This is a genomic window from Cupriavidus sp. UME77, from assembly GCF_014170355.1.
Lineage (GTDB): Bacteria > Pseudomonadota > Gammaproteobacteria > Burkholderiales > Burkholderiaceae > Cupriavidus > Cupriavidus basilensis.
This window is the reverse complement of the sequence record NZ_LZZU01000096.1, coordinates 1-17,368: the sequence shown is the minus strand read 5'-3', so window position 1 is coordinate 17,368 and position 17,368 is coordinate 1. Positions and strand designations below refer to the sequence as shown.

The following is a 17,368-nucleotide window of genomic DNA, read 5'->3' as shown; positions in this document are numbered from 1 at the left end:
TTCTAGCCGGTTAGCGTGGCGCATGCGGTAACAATGCGTGAGGGAGTTTGGCCGGTGTGGCGGCGCCGTGGCAGCAGGGCCGGAAAAAGTCAGGGGCCGGGCTGCCTTCGCAACCCGGCCCCCCGCATGTGGGCCGGCGCCAGGCCGGCACGCGGCGCGGCCTCAGATGTCGAGCTTGCTGATCTTGGAGCCTTCCAGGCTCACGCCGGCCATCAGGCCTGCATTGGTGACCACGAAGCCAACCACGGGCTGCTGGGCGGTATTGGTGTCCAGGGTGCCATTGGCGCCAATCTTGGCCAGCGCCACGGTAGCGTCCACGCCGGCGGTCCAGCCGCTGCTGGCGACGAACTTGTCGAATGCATCCTGCGTAATGAACATCAGGATGACGGCCTTGGACTGCGCCCCGAACTGAAAGCCGAACGAGCCCGTGATGAGACGGTAATAGCCACGGTTGGCGCCCCCCGCGCGCAGTGCGCCATCGCCATATTCGCCGCCCACGAAGAAGCCGGCCGAGAGGACGTTGGGGAAGACCAGGATGCCGCGCGCGCGGTTGGCGAGCTCGCGCGAGCCCTTCGCCGTCTCGTACAGCTTGTTGAGCGCACCATCCACGCCGCCATCGATCTCGCGGCGCTTGGCGGACTTGTCGGTGGGTGCGTTGGGTGTGGTCGTACACGCGCCCAGCAGGCCCGAACTTGCCACCACCAGTCCAGCCCCTACCGTCAGAAACGATCTGCGTTCCATGCTCACTCTCCTGATTGTTTTACCTCTCACTGCACCGGATACCCCGGAGCCACTCTACGCACGTCACATTAAGGATAGGCGTAATCGGCACTTGTAGAAATGTGAAATCATGTGGCCAGCCGGGTCATGGGGTTTTCCCCGAATGCCGATGGACCTCTCCCCGCTTCTGTAAAATATACAAAGCACGCGCGCGGAATGCTGTAGGACGGGGGCTGCATTTTTGAGCGTGCCTGTCCTACATGGCGGCGGCGGCTTTGTCGGGCGCATTCCCGGCAGTCCAGGAACCCCGGCGTGCGCCGCAGGTCCATGCAACATGAAATCCGTTCTCGCTCTCATCCCCGTTACGCTGCTGGCAGCAGCCTGCGCCTCGCGCGCGCCCGCCGATCCGCAAGCCGTCAGTGAAGCCAACGAGCAGTGGCAGTCCCTGCGTGCCGCCTATACCACTTGCGCCAAGGACCAGGCCGATGCCGGCATGGCCAGCAGCGCCTCTGCGCAGGATCTCACCAGCGCGGCGCTCAAGGCGTGTCGGCCCCGGCTCGACGCCATGCACACGGCGTTTCGCGATTACCTGGATGCACAGATGGTGTCCTCGCATGGGCGCGATGGCGCTCGCCAGGCCGCTGACCGGGTGAGCCAGGATACCGAAGCCAAGACCCGCAACTACCTGGTCCGCTATGTCGAGCGGGAGCGCTATACCGCCAAGGCGCAATAGCGCGGCGAGGCCTGCGCTTGCGCTCCGATTGCACCGCGGTTGGGGGCTCCGGCACGGCTGTGGTGTAATGCGCGGGCGCTGGCGCGCATTCCTGCTTCGTACCTGCTCACCAGGCCGTCGCGCCCCACCCACCACCTTATTGCGGTCCCTTCCCGATGACTCTTTCCCCCGAACGCTTGCAACTTGCCCACGAGCGTTTTCTCGCCGACAACCCCGAAGTGGTGGCGCTGCTCAAGTTCATCACCCCGCGCCACGCGCACGCAGTCGGCATGAGCGTGGAAGCCTTCCAGCTCTCGGAGCTCGAGCGCGCCATCGGCCGCGAAGCCAGGCTCCGGGGCCTCACCGCCGAGGCGCTGCTGCTGGTGTACCTGGGCGAGCGCGCGGCGCCGGCGCCGCGGCGCTAGATGCGCTAGCCGCTGGCATTCCCGGTGCCGGTCTTGCCGTGCGCCGGGCTCAGGAACGCCCAGGCGCATGCTGCCCCGCCGGCAGCCAGCAGCGCCGACAGCAGCATGACCCAGCGAAATCCTGCCACGAAGGCTCCGTCCACCGCCCGCCGGACGGCCGCTTTTACCTGCGGGTCCGTGGCCGCCGGCAGCACGATGGCGGCGAGTTTCGCACGTTGCGCCTGCACGGACCGCGCCACCTGCACTGGCACCGCGCCGCTGGCGACCGACTGGCCAAGGGCGCCGTCCAGCCGGTAGTCGAACACGCCTGCCATCACGATCCCCAGCATGGCAATCGCCAGCAGCGTGGCCACGCGTGCCGCCGCATTGTTGATGCCGGACGCCGTGCCCGCCGAGCCAAGCGGCACGGCGTTCATGACAGTGGTGGTCAGCGGCGCCACGCTGATCGTCATGCCCGCGCCGAGCACCAGCACCGCGGGAAAGAAGGTCAGCCAGTAGCTGCCGCCGCTGGCGGCGGCGCCGGGCAATGCAAACAGCGCGAAACCCGCTGCCGCTACCAGCGGGCCCACGATCAGCGGCTTGCGTGCGCCATGCCGGTCCACCAGCCCGCCGGCCCAGCCGGACAGCAGGAACATCAGCAGGATGAACGGCAGCAGGGCAGCGCCGGCCTGCGTCGACGAATAGCCCCGCACCTGGATCAGGTTGAGCGGGAAGAAGAACAGGCCGCCGCCCAGCGCCGCGTAGAGCAGCAAGGTGAGCAGGTTGGCACCCAGGAAAGCGCGCGAGCGGAACAGCGCGGGCGGCATCACAGGGTTGGCCACGCGGGCCTCCACCAGCACGAACAACCCGAGCGCAACGAGGCCGGCGGCAGACGGCATCCACACGGCCGGGTGGCTCCAGCCCCGCGCCGGTGACTCGATCAGTCCGTAGACCACGCCACCCAGCCCCAACGCTGCGAGCAGGCTGCCGGGCCAGTCGAGTCCACCGGGATGCTGCGGTGCGCGGCTTTCCGGCACGCGCCAGAACACGATGGCCAGCACCGCCGCCGCCAGTGGCAGGTTGACCAGGAAGGCCGCGCGCCACGACAGATGCTCGATCAGCCAGCCGCCCACCACGGGCCCGAGCGCGGTGGTCATGGCGGTGGCGCCGGACCAGGTGCCGATGGCCTTGCCCCGCCGGCTCGCATCGAACGAGGCCGTCAGCAACGCCAGGCTGCCTGGCACCAGCAACGCCGCGCCCACGCCCTGCGCGGCCCGCGCGGCGACCAGGTGGCCGATGTTGCCGGCCAGCCCGCACCAGGCCGAGCTGGCTGCGAAAACCGCCACGCCCAGCGCAAACACGCGACGGCGCCCGAAGCGGTCACCGCAGGCGCCGCCCACCAGCAGCAAGGCCGCCAGTAGCAACGCATAGGCTTCCACCACCCACTGCATGCCGCCCAGGCTCGCGTCGAAATCCTTTTGCAGCGCGGGCAGGGCCACGTTGACCACGGTGCCATCGATGAAGGCCATGCTCGACGCCAGGATGGTGGCGGCCAGCACCCACGGTTCGTCGGCCCTGGCGCAGGGTGGCCCGCCAGGGGCGGCGCGCAGCATTGCGTCGTCGCACGGGCTCTGGGCCAGCGGCGTGGTGGGCATGCTCAGCGCTGGCTGTGCGGGCCTGTCATGCCACCGCCGGGCCGGCCGGCTCCAGCGGATGCAGCTCGCCCAGCATGGTCGGGATCAGTTCGGACACCGTTGGGTGGATATGCATGGCGCGCTGGACCACCGTGTACGGCGCGCACGCATACATCGCGTCGAGGATGCAATGAATCACCTCGTCGCCGCCCACGCCCAGCACCGCCGCGCCAAGGATCTCGCGGCTGTCGGCATCCACCAGGATCTTCATGAAGCCTTGCGTTTCGCCTTTTTCCACCGCGCGGCCAACGCGCGTCATCGGCCGCATGCCAACCAGCACATTGCGCCCGGACCGGCGCGCCTCGGCCTCGTTCATGCCCACGCGCCCCAGCGGCGGGTCGGTGTAGAGCGCATAGGCGGGGATACGGTCGCCGAGCGTGCGGGGCGGCTCGCCGGACGTGGCGTCCAGCAGGTTGGCGGCGACGATCTCGAAGTCGTTGTAGGCGGTATGGGTGAAGGCGCCGCGCCCGTTGCAGTCGCCCATGGCCCAGATGCCGGGTACATTGGTGCGTAACTGCTCGTCCACCTGGATGTAGCCACGCGCATCCACGGCGATGCCGGCGCGGTCCAGGCCAAGGTCGTCGGTATTGGGCCGCCGTCCCACCGCCAGCAGCACGTGCGAGCCGACGATCTCGGGCGCGCCTTGCGCGCAATCCATCTTCACCACGACCTCGGCGCCGCGCTGCTCCAGCGCGATGCACTCGGCGTCGAGGCGCAGCCCGATGCCCTCGGCGGCGAGGATGCCGCGCACGGCATCGGACACATCGGGATCCTCCCGCTCGATCAGGCGCGGGCCGCGCTGCACGATCGTGACCTCGCTGCCGAAGCGGCGAAACATCTGGCCGAACTCCAGCCCGATATAACTGCCGCCCACCACCAGCAGGTGCCGTGGCAAGGTGTCCACACGCATCATGCCGGCGTTGGTCAGGTAGTCCACTTGTTCCAGCCCGGGCATTGGCGGCGTGGCGGCGCGCCCGCCGACGTTGATGAAGATCTTGCGAGCCCGCAGCAGGGTGTCGTTCACGCGCACGGTGTCCGGGCCCTCGAAGCGCGCGTGGCCGAGATGGACGGTGCCATGTTCCAGCGTGCGCACCCACGTTTCCACGCCGTGCGTGGACTTGCCGACGACCCCGTCCTTGCGCGCCTTGACGCGAGCCATATCCACCGTCACAGGCCCGGTGGGCACCACGCCGTACTCGGCACCGCGCCGGGCCAGGTTAGCCGCGTAGGCGCTCGCCACCATGGTCTTGGTGGGGATGCAGCCGGTGTTGACGCAAGTCCCGCCGAACGACTGGCGCTCGATCACGGCCACCTTATGGCCGGCCGCGCTCAGGCGCGCCGCCAGCGGGGGGCCGGCCTGGCCGGTGCCGATGATGATGGCGTCGTAGTCGAGTGTCATGGCGGGGGCTCCTGGGCATCACATCACAACATAACAACATCAAAACATCACAGCATCGCCAGCGGGTGCGGGCCGTCCGGCGGCTGGAAGGCTGCGTCCAGCTCGGCCAGTTGCTGCGCGGAGAGTGGCAGCGCGAGCGCGCCGTGGTTCTCGCGCAGGCGCTCGCGGTGGCTGGTCTTGGGAATCGCGATGACGCCCTGCTGCGCCAGCAGCCAGCCCAGCGCCGCCTGCACCGGGCTGATGCCATGCTTCTGGGCAAAGCGCGCAAGCCGGGGATTGCGCAGCAGCGTGGCTTGCTCGATCGGCGAATAAGCCATCAGGGCAACGCCATGCTCGCGCAGCCAGGGCAGCAAGTCCCACTCGATGCCGCGCCGCGTGAGGTTGTAGAGCAACTGGTTGGCCGCCACCTCCTTGCCGCCGGGCACGCGCCACAGCGCGCGCATGTCGTCCAGGTCGAGGTTGCTGACGCCGAAGTGACGGATCTTGCCAGCCTTGCGCAGCGCCATGAATGCCTCCATGGTCTCCGCCAGCGGCACGCCGCCACGCCAGTGCAGCAGGTACAGGTCGAGGCGGTCGGTGCCCAGGCGGCGCAGGCTGCGCTCGCAGGCGGCCACCGCGCCGGTGCGCCCGGCGTTGTGCGGGTACACCTTGCTGACCAGGAAGACCTCGTCGCGCCGGCCGGCAATGGCTTCGCCGACCAGTTCCTCGGAGCGGCCATCGCCGTACATCTCGGCGGTGTCGATCAGGGTCAGGCCCAGGTCCAGCCCGAGACGCAGCGTGGCAAGCTCTTCCGCGCGCGCGGCCGGCTGATCGCCCATGTTCCAGGTGCCCATGCCGAGCGCGGCAACGCGTTCGCCGCCGGGCAGACTCACGGTTTTCATGCGGTGTTCCGGTGGGAAATGCAGGGTGAAGGAGCCGGCATGTAGCGCGCAAGGCACGCGCGCACGGCCGGCCACCCAATCACACTAGGTAAGGACGGCGCGATCCACAAGGCGCGCCGCGCGCCGCCGGGTTCAGGCCAGGCCGGTCACGTAGTAGACCGTGATCACGAAGAACACGGCCAGCGTCTTGATGACGGTCACCGCGAAAATGTCGCGATAGGACTCCCGGTGCGTCAGGCCCGTCACCGCCAGCAGGGTGATCACGGCGCCGTTGTGCGGCAGCGTATCCATGCCGCCGCTGGCCATGGACACCACGCGGTGCAGCACCTCGAGCGGAATGCCGGCGGCTTGCGCGCCGTGGATGAAGGTGTCCGACATGGCGGCCAGCGCAATGCTCATGCCACCCGACGCCGAGCCGGTGATGCCCGCCAGCGTGCTGACAGACACGGCGGCATTGACCAGCGGGTTGGGGATGCTCTTGAGTGCATCGCTGACGACCAGGAAGCCGGGCAGCGCGGCGATCACGCCGCCGAAGCCATACTCCGAGGCCGTGTTCATGGCGGCCAGCAGCGCGCCGCCGATGGCGCTCTTGCTGCCCTCGGCAAAGCGCTCGCGCACCGCGCCGAATGCCGTCGCCACCACCACCACGATGCCCAGCAGCAGCGCCGCCTCCACCGCCCAGATCGCGGTCACGGTGGCGATCTGCGTTTCCACCGGCTTGGCCAGCCCGGGCAGCGACACGCTGTAGCTGCTGCCGTACCACTGCGGAATCATGCGCGTGAAGACGAAGTTGGCCACGCCCACTACCACCAGCGGCAGCAGCGCCAGTGCCGGATGCGGCAGGTGGCCGGTCTGGCTGCGCTCCGGCTCATTGCGCAACGCAGTGCCGTAGCCTTCGCCACGCGCCATGGCCGCGCGGCGGCGCCACTCCAGGTAGCCCAGGCCCACCCCGATGATGAATAACGAGCCGAGCAGGCCCAGCACCGGCGCTGCCCAGGTCGTGGTCTTGAAGAAGGTGGTGGGGATGATGTTCTGGATCTGCGGCGTGCCTGGCAGCGAATCCATGGTGAACGAGAATGCGCCCAGCGCAATGGCGCCCGGCATCAGCCGCTTGGGGATGTTGCTCTGCCGGTAAAGCTCCGCCGCGAACGGATAGACGGCGAACACGACCACGAACAGCGAGACGCCGCCATAGGTCAGCAGCGCGCAAACGGCGACGATCACCGCATTGGCACGCGAGCGGCCTATGTAGCGGATGGCGGCGGCCACGATGGACTCCGAGAAGCCCGACAGCTCGATCACCTTGCCGAACACGGCGCCCAGCAGGAAGACCGGGAGATACAGTTTGACGAAGCCGACCATCTTCTCCATGAAGATGCCGGAGAAGACCGGCGCCACTGCGGCGGGCTCGGTCAGCAGAACGGCGCCGAGCGCGGCCACCGGGGCGAACAGGATGACGCTGTAGCCACGGTAGGCCGCAAACATCAGGAAGGCCAGGGCGGCCAGGACTATGAGGAAGGACATCGGTTCTCCTTGTGGTTCTTCCGCGCGCGCGGCGCTCGTGGCGCCACGCGCGGCGGATCAGGTGCCGACTTTGCCACAGCTTGCTGCGCTGCGACAATGTCCTGCCTCAAAGGTTCGCCTTTCGCCGTCGTCGGTGGCCTGGGCTCAGCCGTGGTGGTAGCGGTATTCCTGCGACAGGCCACCGTAGCCGTAGGTGGCGGCGCGCGCATCCACCACGTGGATGTATGAAACCGGATGCACGTTGCCGATCAGCTCGGAGAGGGCCTCGAACACGGCCTTCAGGTACTGCGCTTTCTCGGCCTTGGTGTTGGTTTCGTCCGTTACGCTGATGTCGAGGTGAAAGGCGTTGCGGCCAAGCTCCGAGAGCGGCTCGCCGCCGATGATCCAGGCGTCGTGGTCGATGTACTGCACGGAAACGACGGTGACCTCCGGCTTCTTGCCGAGCACGCGCTGGGTCAGCTCGGCTACGGCGGCGGCGCCGCGGCGGGTCAGCGATGCATCGGGCTTGCCGGAGATCTGCAGGTTGATGTGGGGCATGACGGACTCCTTTGTTGTTACGGTTTCACTAGGTTGGCCGGGTTTGGCTCAGCGGGTAAGTGATGCCAGTTTAGGTGTTTGCCTTCCATCGGAAAAACGGGAATTTACGATACTATCCATCGTTAATACCGAAATAAGATGGGGGCCCGCCATGCGCGCACTTGAACTCGACCAGCTACGCACGTTCGTGACCGTGGCGGACGCCGGCAGCCTGTCCGCCGCGGCGCCTCGGCTGTTCCTGTCGCAGTCTTCGGTCAGCGAGCAGCTGCGTAAGCTGGAGGAGCGCGCCGGTGTGCCGCTGCTCACGCGCGGCAAGCAGGGCGCGGCGCCGACACCCGCCGGCACGCGCTTGCTCGAGCATGCGCGGCGCATTCTCGCGCTGTCCGAGCTGGCGCTGCAAGACCTGCGCGGCCACACGCTGGATGGCGAGTTGCGGCTCGCGGTGACGGACTACTTCCGCCCGGGCGAGATCGCCGGCATGCTGCGCGGGCTGCGCGAGCGCTATCCCTACCTGCGGCTGCACGTACAGGTGACGAAAAGCAGCGTCATCGATGCGGGAATGCACACCGATGATTTCGATATCGGCTTGTCGATGCGGTTGCCGGGCAAGGGGGGAGGCCAGCAGGCTGGCGCCAAGGGCGCGCGCGGCACCGTGCTGCGCCGCGAGGCGCTGGCCTGGGTTGCGGCACAAGGCGAGGCGGAGCGCGTGAGCGGCCCGCTGCCGCTGGTGCTGCTGCCTGATACCTGCTCGCTGCATCAGTACGTGGTGCAGATGCTGCGGCGAAGGCGCCTGGACCACGTGATTGCCCATTCCGCCTCGGGCGTCGCTGGCCTGCATCTGGCGCTGGCTGCCGGGCTTGGCATCTCGTGCCTGAACGAGTCGGCGATCGGGCCGGGCGTGGCGCGGATCGATGCGGCTACGCTGGCCAGGCTCAAGCTGCCGGCCCTGCCCACGGCGGAATTCTTCCTGCTGCCTGCGCGGGCGGGGGAGGCGGCACTGGTCGGTAAGGTCAGGGCGGCGCTGGCGGAGCAGTTCGCATAACCGCGCAGTGGATTGACACGTCCCTTTTCAGGTCTCGGTCCACTGCCGCAGCAGGTTGTGGTAGCAACCCACCAGAGAGCGCCGCGCACCATCGTCGGCGCCGGTCTGGTTGAGTTTCTGGATCGCGTTGTCGAGGTCGAACAGCAGCGCGCGCTGCGCGTCGTCGCGCACCAGGCTCTGGATCCAGAAGAAGCTCGCCACGCGCGTGCCGCGCGTGATCGGTGTGACCTGGTGCAGGCTGGTGGCGGGATAGATCACCATGTCACCGGCTTCCAGCTTGACGCTGTGGGTGCCGTAGGTGTCTTCCACCTGCAGCTCGCCGCCGTCATAGCTGGCGGGGTCGCTGAGGAACAGCGTGGCCGAGATATCGGTGCGCAGCTTGCGGCCATTGTGCGGATGAATGCGCACGCCGCCGTCCACGTGGGCGCCAAAGGTCATGCCCTCGCTGTAGCGGTTGAACATCGGCGGGTAGACGATATTGGGCAGCGCCGCGCTGATGAACAGCGGATTGCGCTCGAGCATGCCAAGGATCAGGTGCTGGCACTGCTGCGCCACTTCGGCGCGCTCGTCGATCTGCTGGTTGAACTTGACCGGCGCGCCGGAGTAGCCGGCCGACACGCGGCCATCCACCCAGGCCGTGCCGGCCTGGTCGAGATGCTGGCGCAGCACGGCAAGCTGCTCCGCGTTGAGTACCTTGGGAATGCAGACAAGCATGACGATCTCGACAGGGTTCGGCGGCAGCGCGCGGGAGGTTTCCGGCGCTGCCGCGTGGCGTGACATGGCATCACGCCACTTTACCTCAGCTTACATGCGGTAGATGAAGGACAGCATCGCGGTGCGGCCGGTGCCGGGCACCGAGCGTCCGCCGTCCGACTGGATCAGCGCATCGTAGTACTTCTTGTCGAACACGTTGAACAGGTTCAGGCGCACGTCGTACTTCGGCTGATGGTAGGCAATCATGCCATCCCAGCGCACGTAGCCACCCACCTGCACGGTGTTGGTGTTGTTGGCATAGCGCTGCGACATATAGAAGGCGCCGCCGCCCACTTCCCAGTCCTGCAGCACGCGGTAGCTGGTCCACGCCGTCGCGGTGTGCTTGGGCGTATTGGTCGGGACCATGCCTTGGGTGCCGGCGGCGATGCCGTTGACGATCTCGCCGTCCAGATAGGTGTATCCCGCGAAGACCTGCCACTTGCTGGTGATGCGGCCGGTGGCGCCGGCGCGGAAGCCGCGCACGCGGATCTTGCCGGCCAGCGAGTACGTGGTGGCGTCGATCTGGCTGCGGGCGTTGTCCTTGGTGATCTGGAACAGCGCCGAATTCAGCGACAGGTCCCCGCCTAGCAGGTCCCACTTGCCGCCCACTTCATAGGACTTGTTCTTTTCCGGGTCCAGGTTCTGCTGGCCCACGGTGCCCACCAGTTGCTCCAGCGACGGGTTGAACGACGTGCCGTACGACAGGTAGTAGGACTGGGCCTCGGTCGGCTGCCAGATACCGCCCACGCGCACGCTGGTGAAGTTGACCGTCTGGCTGGCGCTGGGCAACACGGTGCTGCCCAGCGTGTTGGACGAGTTGATTGAATTGGTGATGCTGGCAATGTACTTGTCGTAGCGCAGCCCGCCCACCAGCTTCCATTGCTTGCTGAACTCCACCGAGTCGTTGATGTAGGCCGCCAGCGTGTTGGCCGCCGCGCCCTGCCGGTTGCCGGCCACGCTCGGCGCGGTAGCCGGCGAGTTGCTGTAGGTCGGGTTGACGACCGGCTCGCATGCCGCGTAGCCGCTGGTGCCGGCCGCGGCGGTGGCGGTGGCGGCGGAGTTCAGGGCCACGCCGTTGCAGGTGCCGTTGCGGTAGTAGTTCTGGTTGTCATAGCCATCGTGGCCGATTTCGGCGCCCACCAGCACGGTGTGCTTGACCGGGCCGGTGTCGAACTTGGCGGTCAGCTCGGTCTGGTTGAAGATCGAGTAGTCGCGGATATGGCGGTCGTGGCTTTGCTGGCGCACGAACAGCGCATCCAGCGGCAGCGTGGTGGTGGTCAGCGGGGTGAAGCCCTTGGCGCTGACCGTGCCGACGGCGTTCGGCGCGGTTTCGCGCGCGTTGGTGTTGACGTAGTTGAACTGGGTCTGGTTGCGCAGGCGCAGGTTGGGCGAGAACTTGTGATCAACGGTGGCGTTGAGTGCGGCCACGTCCTGGATGGTGCGGTCGTCGTTGAAGCCATAGGCCGTCTTTCGGTCGACGTTCACCGGGTGCCCGTTGATGGCCGGCAGGCCATAGTCGGGCTGGTCCTCGTTATGCTGCAGCAGCGCAGACAGCGTGATCTCGGTGGGGGTGCCGATGCCCAGGCGCCACGACGGCGCGAGGCCGAAATCCTTCACCTTGGTCTGGTCGCGCGTGCTAGCCGAGCCGTCCTGGGCCATCGCCGCGATCCGGAAGGCCGAGGTCTCGCCCGTGGGCGTGTTGTAGTCCGCGGTGGCGCGCACCAGGCCGTTGGTGGTGACCGAGCCGGTGACTTCGGTCGCAGCCTTCAGCGACGGCTTCTTGGTGACCTGGTTGATCACCCCCCCGGTGGATCCACGCCCGAACAGCATCGATGAGGGGCCCATCAGCACTTCCACCGAATCCAGCGCGAAGACGTCGCGATAGTACTGGCCGCGATCACGGAAGCCATCCAGGTAGATGTCGGTGCGCGCGGAGAAACCGTTGAGGTTGATGTTGTTGCCGATCTGGCCACCCTCGGCGCCGCCGATGGTGATGCCCGGGACATTGCGCAGCGCATCCGCCAGCGAGGTGCCGCCCTGCGCGTCGATCAGCGCCTTGTTGACCACCGTGACCGATTGCGGAATGTCGCGCAGTTCCGCGGGCAGCTTGCTGATTGAACTCTTCACCGCGCTGTAGTCGTCATTGGCGCTGCTGCCTTGCACCACCACTTCATGCAGCGTCGTCGTGGGCTGCGTCGCGGGGGCCGTGGCGGCCGTCTGGGCCAGGGTGGCAACGGGCGTGGCGAACAGCGCGAGCAAGGCAGTCGCGATCGGCGTGCGGCGATTCATGTCGTTTCTCGGTTCCGGTGCGGCCGCGGGTACGAGCCGGCCGACAGCGGCAAGAAGGTGCGCGCCTGGATCGGTTCGGCCAACGGCGGAAGGCAATCATGGTTGGGCGAGCCGGAATATAAATGCGAATGATTTGCGTTGCAATTCGCGTTGTCTTTTTATCACAGACAATGTAACGCCACTTATAATGTCCTAAATTAAAAACATTAGTTGGCATTCGTGGATTCAATTACGCACATTGTTCGTGTAAAGATGCGTATCAAACACATTTATAAAATAAAACGGGCCCGTACGTAACGAGCCCGATACAGACATTCACCGCCCTTGTCTTCAGGACGGCTGAAAATATTTCTTACTCCGCCGTCATGTTGGCGTTTTTTGCGATGCGGCCAAGGCGCTCGCGCTCCGACTTGATGAAGGCAATGAAGCTCTCCTGCGTGCCGCCGGCGGGTTCGATGCCGTTGGGAATCAGCCGGTCGCGCGTTTCCTGCGTCTGCATGGCGGCGCTCATTTCGGCGTTCATCTTCTTGAGGATGGCGGGGTCGGTGCCCTTGGGTGCGAACACGCCTGCCCAGTGGCCGATGCGCACGTCCGGCATGCCTTGCTCGGCAGTGGTCGCGATGTTCGGCGCCGCGCTCATGCGCTTGTCCCAGGTCGCGCCCAGCGCCTTGAGCTTGCCGGCCTTGATGTTGGGCAGCACCACCACGCTGGCCTCGGAGGTAGCCGTGACCTGGTTGCCGATCACCGCGGTGATGCTCTCGGAGCCGCTCTTATACGGCACCACGGTCAGCACCGCGCCCTTCTCCTTGAGCATCTCCTCGACAAAGTGCGGCGTGCTGCCACTGCCGGCGGTGGCGAAGTTGGCGCCCGAAGCCTGCTTCTTGGAATACTCGACCAGTTCCTTCAGGTTGTTCACCGGCAGGGACGGCGAGACCACGATCACGGATGGGCTCACCGCGACCAGCGAGACCGGCACCAGGTCGTCGGCCGCGTAGGGCATCTTGGCGCGGATCAGGCTGTTGGTGACCGTGCCTACGGCGCCGATCAGGAAGGTGTAGCCATCCGGCTTGGCCTTGGCCACGTAGTCCGCACCTACCACGCCGCCAGCGCCCGGGCGGTTCTCGATCATCACGGTCTGGCCCAGGCGCTTGCCAACCGCATCGGCGGCGGCGCGCGCCACCAGGTCATTGGCGCCGCCGGCGGTAAACGGCACGACGAACTTGATGACGTGGGTTGGCCAGGCATCGGCGGCCTGCGCGGGCATGGCGAAGCTGGCGGCGGCGAACAGGGCGGGAACGGCGAGGGCCAGCGCGCGGCTGGTGGCGGAAATACGCATGGTTGTCTCCATTGGCTGTTTTGGGTGCACGGGTGCTGCTGCGACGGATCATAACCAGCGAACCTGTCAATTCGCTGAACCCGCATGCGCCCTTCGTTACTGGCTTTCCGCGCTCTGCTGTGCCAGCCAGTTGCGGAACGTCCGCGCTGCCGCGGCCTCCGCGCGGTCTTGCGGCCACACCGCGTAGTAGCCACCACCCAGGCTCGCGCTCGCCTCGCAGGCGCGCACCAGCAGCCCTTCCTGGACGCAGCGGTCGATCATGTGGCGCCACCCCAGGGCGATGCCCTGGCCTTCGATGGCGAGCTGCAGCAGGATCGGATACTGGTTGGCCACCAGCTTGTGTGGTGGCCGCGCGTCCGCCAGCCCGTTGTGCGTCAGCCAGGTCTGCCACGACATCCATTGGCGTTGTCCGTCTTCCAGCATCAGCAAGGTCTCGCCGGGGAGGTCCGCCGGCTCCAGCCGGCGGCCGGCCAGGTAGTGCGGCGCGCAGACGGGAAACACGTCTTCGTCGTAAAGCCGGCGCGATGCCAGCCCTGCCGGCGGCCCCTCGCGCAGGTAATACATGCCCACGTCGAACTCGGCGGGCGAGAGCGAGGCCAGGCTGTCGTTGACCAGCAGGCGCAGGTGGATGTCGGGGTGCGCGGTGCGAAAGGCTGCCAGCCTGGGCGTGAGCCAGAGCACCGCGACGCCGCTGGAGCAGGCCACCGTCAGCTCGGCATGGCCCTTGCGCTTCATCACATCCTCGGTCGCTTCGGCGCAGGCCGACAGCAGGCGCTGCACCTCTTCGGCATAAGCCTGGCCGCTTACGGTCAGGCGCAGCGCGCGCGGCTCGCGGATGAAGAGCTTCTTGCCGAGGAAGTGTTCGAGCTGCGCCACCTGGCGGCTGATGGCGCTTTGCGTCAGGTGAAGTTCGCTGGCGGCGCGGGTGAAGCTGCCATGCCGCATGGCCGACTCGAAGGCGACCAGGCAGGGCAGGGGCGGAAGGGGGGAGATACGCATGGCGGCGAGTGGAACGGTTCAGCCGCCATGATAGTCCGCGGTGATGGCGAGAGGCTGGTCGCCAGCGCCAGGTTGGCTCCCTCCTGGGGGGGAGCGGGAGGGCGCTCGTTACGCCGTCGTGCTGGAAAACACCATGGGCTTCGCTTCCAGTGGCTCCTAGCTAAGCCACCCCTCTCCCCGGCCCTCTCCCCCTGAGGGGCGAGGGAGAGACAGACGTCGTCGTGGCGCGAGGCTTTGGCCCTGCTGCTGGCTTCGTTCAGCCCGGCTGGCGATGCAGCCGTCCTGCCTGCATCACCAACGCCAGGTGTTCGCCCTGGCCGCACAGCACACCGATGTCCGCCAGCGGGTTGCCATCGACCGCGATCAGGTCGGCCAGCGCGCCGGCGCGCACGGTGCCGAGCTCGCCTTCGCGTTGCAGGATCGCGGCGGCGATCGAGGTGGCGCTGCGGATCGCCTCCAGGTTGCCGAGCAGCGCCGCGCGGATGCGGAATTCATCCGACTGGTCCTGGTGCATCTCGCCCAGCAGGTCGGAGCCAAAGCCCATCGGCACGCCGGCTTCCGCGTAGATGGCGAGCGAGTCGCGGCCGGCCTGGCGCACGGTTTCGATCTTGGCCACCGATTCCGCCGGCAAGCCCAGGCGCGCGCCGTCGCGCGCGAGCGCGTCGTAGGTGACCAGGGTAGGCACCACGAACGCGCCATGCTCGCGCATCACGCGCGCGGCTGCGCGGTCGACCAGGTTGCCGTGCTCGATGGTGCGCACGCCGCAGCGCACCGCGCGCGTGATGGCGCGGCCGGTATAGGCGTGCGCCATCACATACGTCTGGGCCGCTTCGGCCTCGGCCACGATGGCGCGGATCTCGTCTTCACTGTATTGCGTGTTGCCGATCGGGTCGGTGGGCGACGCCACGCCGCCGGATGCCATGATCTTGATCTGCGTGGCGCCCTTCTGGATCTCTTCGCGCACTGCCAGGCGTACCGCATCCACGCCATCGGCCACACGTGCGATGGCGCCGGCACGGAAGGCGCACGAGCATGGCTCCAGCACATCGGCGCGCGGGCGGAAGTCGCCGTGCCCGCCAGTTTGCGACAGTGCCTTGCCGGACGGGAAGATGCGCGGGCCCGGCACCAGGCCGGTTTCGATGGCCTGCGACAGGCCCCAGTCGGCGCCGCCCGCATCGCGCACGGTGGTGAAGCCGCGCTCGAGCATGGCTTTCATGATCGGCACGGCGCGCAACGCCACCAGTACATTCGGCTGCACCGCATTCAGGCCGAGGTTGGCCAGCGACGCCAGCACGTGCACGTGGCAGTCGATCAGCCCGGGCATCACGGTCTTGCCGCAGAGGTCGATCACCTGCGCGCTGGGCGCGTGGATCGGCGTGGACGAAACGTCGGCGATGCGCTCGCCTTCGATCAGCACATCGTGGCGTTGCAGGAGGCTGCCATGGGCAGGGTCGAGGACGTTGCCGCCCTTGAGCAGGATCTGTTTCATGCGCGGGACAGTCATTAGACGGGTTGAGCGGCTCGGGTAGCCTGCGCCGGGCGCAGGTAGGCGGGCTCGCGCACCAGGCGCGTGCCGGCCAGGCTGATGGCGGCGGCGAACATCACGTAGAACGCAGGCGCCATGGTGCTGCCCGTGCTGGCGATCAGCCAGGTGATGATGAACGACGCGAAGCCGCCGAAGATGGTGACCGCCAGGTTGTAGGCCACCGACAAACCGGTCGACAGCACCTTGGCCGGGAAGAGCTCGGAGAACGCCGCCAGGATCGGGCCGGTGTAGGTGGCGATCAAGATACCGAACACCAGCTGGAAGACCACCAGCGAAGCCAGCCCCGGAGCCTGGTTGATGTAGGCGAACATCGGGTAAGCCAGCACCAGGATCAGCAGCGCGGAACCCGATAGCAGCACGCGGCGCCCGATGCGATCGGCCAGCAGCCCGACCAGCGGCGAACACACCATGATCGCCAGGCCGCCCACCATGCCGGCGATGAAGCCAGTCGACTGCGGCACATGGAGCACTTTGACCGAGTACGTCGGCATATAGAACAGCAGCACATAGGTGCAGACCGTCCACAAGATCACCATCGAGAAGCTGGCCGCGGTCTGGCGCGGGTAGTCGCGCAGCACTTCGGTCAGCGGCGAGTCCGACTTGTCGGTGGCATCGCGGAAGGTCGGCGTCTCGTCGAGGTGATGGCGGATGTAGTAGCCCACCGGCCCGATCACGATGCCGAGCAGGAATGGCAGGCGCCAGCCCCAGCTATTGAGCGCCTCGGTGCTCAGCGCGGAGGTGACGAAGGTACCGACCGCGGCGCCCAGCAGCACGGCCACGCCGATGCTCGCCTGGATCCAGCTGGAGTAGTACGCGCGGCGCTCCACCGGGGCGTACTCGGTCAGGAAGGCGGTGGCCCCGCCCATTTCGCCGCCGGCGGAGAAGCCCTGCAGCAGTCGTGCCACCACGATCAGCAGCGGTGCGAAGACACCGATCTGATCATAGGTGGGCGCCAGGCCGATCATGGTGGTGCCCAGCGCCATCAGCAGGATGGTCAGCGACAGCGCCGCCTTGCGGCCCACGCGGTCGGCGTATACCCCGAGGATGATGCCGCCGACCGGCCGCATGAAGAATCCCACGCCAAACGTGGCAACCGCGAGCAGCAGTGAAGACAGGTCATTGCCGGTGGGAAAGAAGAGCTTCGCGATGATGACGGCGAAGAAGCTGTAGACGGTGAAGTCGAACCACTCGAGACCGTTGCCGATCACGGTGGCGACGATGGCGCGGCGGCGTTGCGCGCCGCTGACGCTTGGTGGCTTCGATGGCGCTTCTGGGTGGGCGCTTGCGTGCATGACATCCTCCTGGGTTGGCGGGCCCGGTGCGCGCACCGCGTCGATCCCGGGTCGGCGTGGCAGCGCCGCCCGGTGCGGTCAGGGATCAGTCGGCGCACGGCAGGTAGTCCGATGGTAGGAGCAGCGCCGCCGGGCCGAAAACGAATTCTGCGCATGTCGTCATGCGGGCAGCGCATGGCAGGCAACGGGCGCATGCCGCGCTAGGGAGCGCGGGCGGCATGGGTGGGGCGGGCGGGGGAG

15 protein-coding genes are annotated in these 17,368 nt (G+C 67.3%); 3 read left to right on the top strand and 12 right to left on the bottom strand.

Annotated elements, in window-relative coordinates; translation table 11 throughout:
• Positions 1 to 162: 162 nt before the first annotated feature.
• Positions 163 to 741, bottom strand: coding sequence for a YSC84-related protein (locus A9975_RS36685; protein ID WP_183037019.1), 579 nt, complete (start codon positions 739 to 741; stop codon positions 163 to 165).
• 313 nt (positions 742 to 1,054) lie between these two features.
• On the opposite strand from A9975_RS36685, the gene A9975_RS36680 reads away from it, so the two are divergent.
• Positions 1,055 to 1,453 carry a hypothetical protein gene (locus A9975_RS36680; protein ID WP_183037018.1) on the top strand — a complete coding sequence of 133 codons (399 nt, stop codon included), beginning with the start codon at positions 1,055 to 1,057 and terminating at the stop codon, positions 1,451 to 1,453.
• Between the two features lie 155 nt (positions 1,454 to 1,608).
• Positions 1,609 to 1,857, top strand: a complete 249-nt coding sequence (locus A9975_RS36675; protein ID WP_183037017.1) for a DUF6388 family protein — start codon at positions 1,609 to 1,611, stop codon at positions 1,855 to 1,857.
• A 5-nt stretch (positions 1,858 to 1,862) separates the two neighbouring features.
• Here the strand turns inward: A9975_RS36675 and A9975_RS36670 are convergent, their stop codons facing one another.
• The 5 genes from A9975_RS36670 to A9975_RS36650 all read right to left on the bottom strand — a co-directional run bounded on the left by A9975_RS36670 (position 1,863) and on the right by A9975_RS36650 (position 7,871).
• Positions 1,863 to 3,491: an MFS transporter gene (locus tag A9975_RS36670; RefSeq protein ID WP_183037016.1), complete on the bottom strand. Its 1,629-nt coding sequence runs from the start codon at positions 3,489 to 3,491 to the stop codon at positions 1,863 to 1,865.
• 25 nt (positions 3,492 to 3,516) lie between these two features.
• Entirely contained in the window at positions 3,517 to 4,929 is a 1,413-nt protein-coding gene (locus A9975_RS36665) for an FAD-containing oxidoreductase (RefSeq protein WP_183037015.1), read from the bottom strand.
• 47 nt (positions 4,930 to 4,976) lie between these two features.
• On the bottom strand, positions 4,977 to 5,810 hold the full coding sequence (locus A9975_RS36660) for an aldo/keto reductase (protein ID WP_183037014.1): 834 nt from the start codon (positions 5,808 to 5,810) through the stop codon (positions 4,977 to 4,979).
• Positions 5,811 to 5,942: 132 nt separating this feature from the next.
• A complete protein-coding gene (locus A9975_RS36655; RefSeq protein WP_183037013.1) occupies positions 5,943 to 7,334 on the bottom strand; it encodes a GntP family permease in 1,392 nt (463 codons plus the stop codon).
• 144 nt (positions 7,335 to 7,478) lie between these two features.
• On the bottom strand, positions 7,479 to 7,871 hold the full coding sequence (locus A9975_RS36650) for a 4-oxalocrotonate tautomerase family protein (RefSeq protein ID WP_183037012.1): 393 nt from the start codon (positions 7,869 to 7,871) through the stop codon (positions 7,479 to 7,481).
• Between the two features lie 151 nt (positions 7,872 to 8,022).
• On the opposite strand from A9975_RS36650, the gene A9975_RS36645 reads away from it, so the two are divergent.
• Positions 8,023 to 8,913, top strand: a complete 891-nt coding sequence (locus A9975_RS36645) for a LysR family transcriptional regulator (protein ID WP_183037011.1) — start codon at positions 8,023 to 8,025, stop codon at positions 8,911 to 8,913.
• Positions 8,914 to 8,940: 27 nt separating this feature from the next.
• On the opposite strand, the gene A9975_RS36640 is transcribed toward A9975_RS36645, so the two are convergent.
• The 6 genes from A9975_RS36640 to A9975_RS36615 all read right to left on the bottom strand — a co-directional run bounded on the left by A9975_RS36640 (position 8,941) and on the right by A9975_RS36615 (position 17,128).
• Positions 8,941 to 9,627, bottom strand: a complete 687-nt coding sequence (locus A9975_RS36640) for a Fe2+-dependent dioxygenase (RefSeq protein ID WP_150986891.1) — start codon at positions 9,625 to 9,627, stop codon at positions 8,941 to 8,943.
• Between the two features lie 90 nt (positions 9,628 to 9,717).
• Positions 9,718 to 11,955, bottom strand: coding sequence for a TonB-dependent siderophore receptor (locus A9975_RS36635; protein ID WP_183037010.1), 2,238 nt, complete (start codon positions 11,953 to 11,955; stop codon positions 9,718 to 9,720).
• A gap of 352 nt (positions 11,956 to 12,307) precedes the next feature.
• Complete coding sequence (locus A9975_RS36630) at positions 12,308 to 13,291, bottom strand: tripartite tricarboxylate transporter substrate binding protein (RefSeq protein WP_150986858.1); 984 nt, start codon at positions 13,289 to 13,291, stop codon at positions 12,308 to 12,310.
• Between the two features lie 96 nt (positions 13,292 to 13,387).
• Complete coding sequence (locus A9975_RS36625) at positions 13,388 to 14,290, bottom strand: LysR substrate-binding domain-containing protein (protein ID WP_183037009.1); 903 nt, start codon at positions 14,288 to 14,290, stop codon at positions 13,388 to 13,390.
• A 256-nt stretch (positions 14,291 to 14,546) separates the two neighbouring features.
• Positions 14,547 to 15,779, bottom strand: coding sequence for an amidohydrolase family protein (locus A9975_RS36620; protein WP_183037008.1), 1,233 nt, complete (start codon positions 15,777 to 15,779; stop codon positions 14,547 to 14,549).
• A 14-nt stretch (positions 15,780 to 15,793) separates the two neighbouring features.
• Entirely contained in the window at positions 15,794 to 17,128 is a 1,335-nt protein-coding gene (locus A9975_RS36615) for an MFS transporter (RefSeq protein ID WP_183037007.1), read from the bottom strand.
• Positions 17,129 to 17,368: the final 240 nt, after the last annotated feature.

Excerpts from the sequence above, each read along its gene's own strand:
- A9975_RS36685 (WP_183037019.1), bottom strand. The coding sequence starts at position 741 with ATGGAACGCAGATCGTTTCTGACGGTAGGGGCTGGACTGGTGGTGGCA.
- A9975_RS36680 (WP_183037018.1), top strand. The coding sequence starts at position 1,055 with ATGAAATCCGTTCTCGCTCTCATCCCCGTTACGCTGCTGGCAGCAGCC.
- A9975_RS36675 (WP_183037017.1), top strand. The coding sequence starts at position 1,609 with ATGACTCTTTCCCCCGAACGCTTGCAACTTGCCCACGAGCGTTTTCTC.
- A9975_RS36670 (WP_183037016.1), bottom strand. The coding sequence starts at position 3,491 with ATGCCCACCACGCCGCTGGCCCAGAGCCCGTGCGACGACGCAATGCTG.
- A9975_RS36665 (WP_183037015.1), bottom strand. The coding sequence starts at position 4,929 with ATGACACTCGACTACGACGCCATCATCATCGGCACCGGCCAGGCCGGC.
- A9975_RS36660 (WP_183037014.1), bottom strand. The coding sequence starts at position 5,810 with ATGAAAACCGTGAGTCTGCCCGGCGGCGAACGCGTTGCCGCGCTCGGC.
- A9975_RS36655 (WP_183037013.1), bottom strand. The coding sequence starts at position 7,334 with ATGTCCTTCCTCATAGTCCTGGCCGCCCTGGCCTTCCTGATGTTTGCG.
- A9975_RS36650 (WP_183037012.1), bottom strand. The coding sequence starts at position 7,871 with ATGCCCCACATCAACCTGCAGATCTCCGGCAAGCCCGATGCATCGCTG.
- A9975_RS36645 (WP_183037011.1), top strand. The coding sequence starts at position 8,023 with ATGCGCGCACTTGAACTCGACCAGCTACGCACGTTCGTGACCGTGGCG.
- A9975_RS36640 (WP_150986891.1), bottom strand. The coding sequence starts at position 9,627 with ATGCTTGTCTGCATTCCCAAGGTACTCAACGCGGAGCAGCTTGCCGTG.
- A9975_RS36635 (WP_183037010.1), bottom strand. The coding sequence starts at position 11,955 with ATGAATCGCCGCACGCCGATCGCGACTGCCTTGCTCGCGCTGTTCGCC.
- A9975_RS36630 (WP_150986858.1), bottom strand. The coding sequence starts at position 13,291 with ATGCGTATTTCCGCCACCAGCCGCGCGCTGGCCCTCGCCGTTCCCGCC.
- A9975_RS36625 (WP_183037009.1), bottom strand. The coding sequence starts at position 14,290 with ATGCGTATCTCCCCCCTTCCGCCCCTGCCCTGCCTGGTCGCCTTCGAG.
- A9975_RS36620 (WP_183037008.1), bottom strand. The coding sequence starts at position 15,779 with ATGAAACAGATCCTGCTCAAGGGCGGCAACGTCCTCGACCCTGCCCAT.
- A9975_RS36615 (WP_183037007.1), bottom strand. The coding sequence starts at position 17,128 with ATGCACGCAAGCGCCCACCCAGAAGCGCCATCGAAGCCACCAAGCGTC.